General features: G+C 68.5%; 4 protein-coding genes. All 4 read right to left on the minus strand.

The genetic code is table 11. The features are described from left to right. Positions 1-249: hypothetical protein (locus LQV45_RS23630; protein ID WP_230009077.1), on the minus strand; the 249-nt coding region annotated here is incomplete at its 3' end. Positions 250-443: 194 nt separating this feature from the next. Beyond that, positions 444-893, minus strand: a complete 450-nt coding sequence (locus LQV45_RS23635; RefSeq protein ID WP_230009078.1) for an Rrf2 family transcriptional regulator — start codon at positions 891-893, stop codon at positions 444-446. Positions 894-913: 20 nt separating this feature from the next. Next, the gene (locus LQV45_RS23640) at positions 914-1,399 is read right to left on the minus strand and encodes a hypothetical protein (RefSeq protein WP_028278122.1); all 486 of its coding nucleotides are present in this window, start codon (positions 1,397-1,399) and stop codon (positions 914-916) included. Positions 1,400-1,401: 2 nt separating this feature from the next. Beyond that, complete coding sequence (locus tag LQV45_RS23645) at positions 1,402-2,820, minus strand: phosphomannomutase/phosphoglucomutase (RefSeq protein ID WP_230009079.1); 1,419 nt, start codon at positions 2,818-2,820, stop codon at positions 1,402-1,404. Positions 2,821-2,913 lie beyond the last annotated feature (93 nt).

The following is a 2,913-nucleotide window of genomic DNA, read 5'->3' on the forward strand; positions in this document are numbered from 1 at the left end:
GGTCAGTGTTTGCCCGGGCGGGGCTGCCGGGACCTGGAACCGGAGCACGGTCGTGGCGTCCGGTGAGCCGTAGACCGCCAGCGAGCCGCTGGTGCCGAAGTCCGTCGTGGGCGCCGACGCGGAGGTGTAGGTATCCGCCGCACTCTCCACCGCCAGCCCCGTCCGCACCGCAATGGCGGCGGGGGCGGAGATGAACGTCAGTAAGAGCGCCGCGGCTCCGGCAGCGCTAAACCAGCGGATACTTGTCATCAGCGGCCCTTCGACTGGCCGGAAAGACAAAAAATACCGGCTTGGTGACGTTCCCTAGGGGTACTTTGTCATCCCGTGCCTGCCTGAAGTCAATGGGCAGGCCCGCCAGGAAGGGCGTTTGGACGCCAAACCAAAGGTTTTCCCCAGATTGGGCCGGAATCCCGCCGGGCCGCGGCGGAGCGCCAGCGGGCCGCTCAAAGCCCCGGGCGCAGCCCGATCGCGGCAAAGACGGGCGCCATCTGCCGGGAGGTCGGCAGCGACGCGATCACGATCCCGTCGAGTTCGCCATAGAAGGCTTCGCGGGCCCGGGCCAGCGCGGCCCGGAGCCGGCATTCGGTGATGAGCGGGCACGTCCCGCCCGTGGCAATGCAGTCGGCCGGGTCCATGCGGGTGTCGAGTTGCCGCAGCAGCTGGCCGACCGTTGCGGTCCGGCCGGCGCTGCTCAGCCGGGATCCGCCGTTGCGGCCGCGTTCGACGTCGATCAGGCCCAGTGCGCGCAGCTTCGCCATCGCCTTGCTGACGTGGTTGTACGGCGTGCCGACAGCGTCGGCGATGCTCTGGGTGGTCAGGAGCCCGCCGTCCGGAGCGGCCGCGAGCACCAGCAAAGCGCGAAGGCTCACATCGGCGAACGCATTGATCTTCATATCCCCAGCCTAAGGGCGGTCTAGTCCACCCAGACGGCGGGCTCGTTGGTATCGGCGGCCAGCTGGCCGAACTCGAGTTCGTGCGTCCCGGCATTCGCGGCGTAGGGCAGCACGGCGGCGAACAGGGAGCCGTCCTGGTGCTCTGCCGCGACGTGGATGGCGTCCGAGTCTTCCTCGAGCAGCGTAATGTCGCAGACGACGGCGGCGGCCCGGAACTCCTCCCGGTGCTGCCGGAGCAACTCGTGGAGGTCCCGGATCATGGCGTCCGCGTCGAAGTCGGCGTCCGATCCGTCGCTCGCGTCCGCGGGTGTGACTGCCACCAGCCGGACTTCGCCGTCGTTCTGCACCACCAGGGCGAAGGGCAGGAAGCCGCCGTTGCGTTCCAGCTGCTCCTGCGCGGCACCGACGCCGGTGCCGAGCAGGTTCTCCAGGTCCGTGGCGCTGGCGTCCGGCACGGACTCGCGCCAGGATCCGGTGTTGGCGGATTCTTCCGGGTGTACTGCCACCGCTAGCCCCGGACCAGCGCCAGGACGCGGTCGCGGACGCGTTCCATGGTGGCGGCGTCCGTGGCTTCAACGTTGAGGCGCAGGAACGGTTCTGTGTTGGACGGGCGCAGGTTGAACCAGTAGCTGCCGTCGGTGGCGATGAAGGTGCTGCCGTCGAGGTAGTCGATCTCGACGTCCTCGTCGTGGAAGTCCTCGCGGACCCGCTCGACCGCGGCGGCCTTGTCCTCGATTTCCGAGTTGATCTCACCGGATGACCGGTACGGCTCGTATTCGCGGCCGAGTTCGGAGAGCGGGCCCTCCTGTTCGCCCAGGGCGGCGAGGACGTGCATGGCGGCCAGCATGCCGGTGTCCGCATTCCAGAAGTCGCGGAAGTAGAAGTGGGCCGAGTGTTCCCCGCCGAAGATGGCCCCTTCCGCGGCCATGACGGCCTTGATGAAGGAGTGCCCCACGCGCGTGCGCACGGGCCGGCCGCCGTGGCGTTCGACGAGTTCGGGCACCGCGCGGGAGGTCAGCAGGTTGTGGATGACGGTGGGCGTGTCTTCACCGAGGCCCTGGGCGCGGGCGATTTCGCGGCGGGCCACCATGCCGGTGATGGCCGACGGCGAGACAGGCTCGCCCTTCTCGTCGATCACGAAGCAGCGGTCGGCGTCGCCGTCGAAGGCCAGGCCGATGTCCGCGCCGTGTTCGACGACGGCGGCCTGCAGGTCGCGCAGGTTTTCCGGTTCCAGCGGGTTGGCCGGGTGGTTCGGGAAGGATCCGTCGAGCTCGAAGTACAGCGGCACGATCTCCAGCGGAAGCTTGGGCAGCAGGGCATCGCCAAGCACGGCCGGGGTGGTGAGGCCGGCCATGCCGTTGCCGGCATCCACCACAACCTTCAGCGGCCGGGAACCGCTCAGGTCCACCAGGGAGCGCAGGTACTCCGCGTAGCCCTTGAGGACGTCCTGCACGCCAATCAGGCCAGTGCTGCCGGCCGCGGGGATGGCGCCGGCGTTGAGGTATTCCTCGGCGCGGGCCTGGATTTCCATGAGCCCGGTTTCGGAGGAGATCGGCACGGCACCGGCCTTGGCCATCTTGATGCCGTTGTATTCGGCCGGGTTGTGGCTCGCGGTGAACGTGGCGCCGGCGGCGTTGAGGGCCCCGCACGCGTAGTAGAGCTCGTCGGTGGAGATCAGGTCCAGCAGCTGGACGTTGGCGCCGCGGGTGGCTGCGCCGTTCGCGAAGGCTTTGGCGAACTCGGGGGAGGAGGGGCGCATGTCCCCGCCCACCAGCACGGTCTGCCCTGTGAGTTCCAGGACGTCGACGAAGGCGGCACCGACGGCTTCGACGATCTCCGCGGTGATGGATTGCCCCACGATTCCGCGCACGTCGTAGGCCTTGAACGAGGTCGAGAGGTCAAAAGTCTTTGTCTTGTCCGTAGTCACGCGTCTTATCTTACGTTGCGGCCCTGACGCGCCGGCCTGTCCCCGCCCTCGTCTACACGCCGGATTGTGCACATAGCGGGTACCGGCTTCGTG

This window comes from Microbacterium sp. Bi128 (genome assembly GCF_918698205.1).

Excerpts from the sequence above, each read along its gene's own strand:
- LQV45_RS23635 (WP_230009078.1), bottom strand. The coding sequence starts at position 893 with ATGAAGATCAATGCGTTCGCCGATGTGAGCCTTCGCGCTTTGCTGGTG.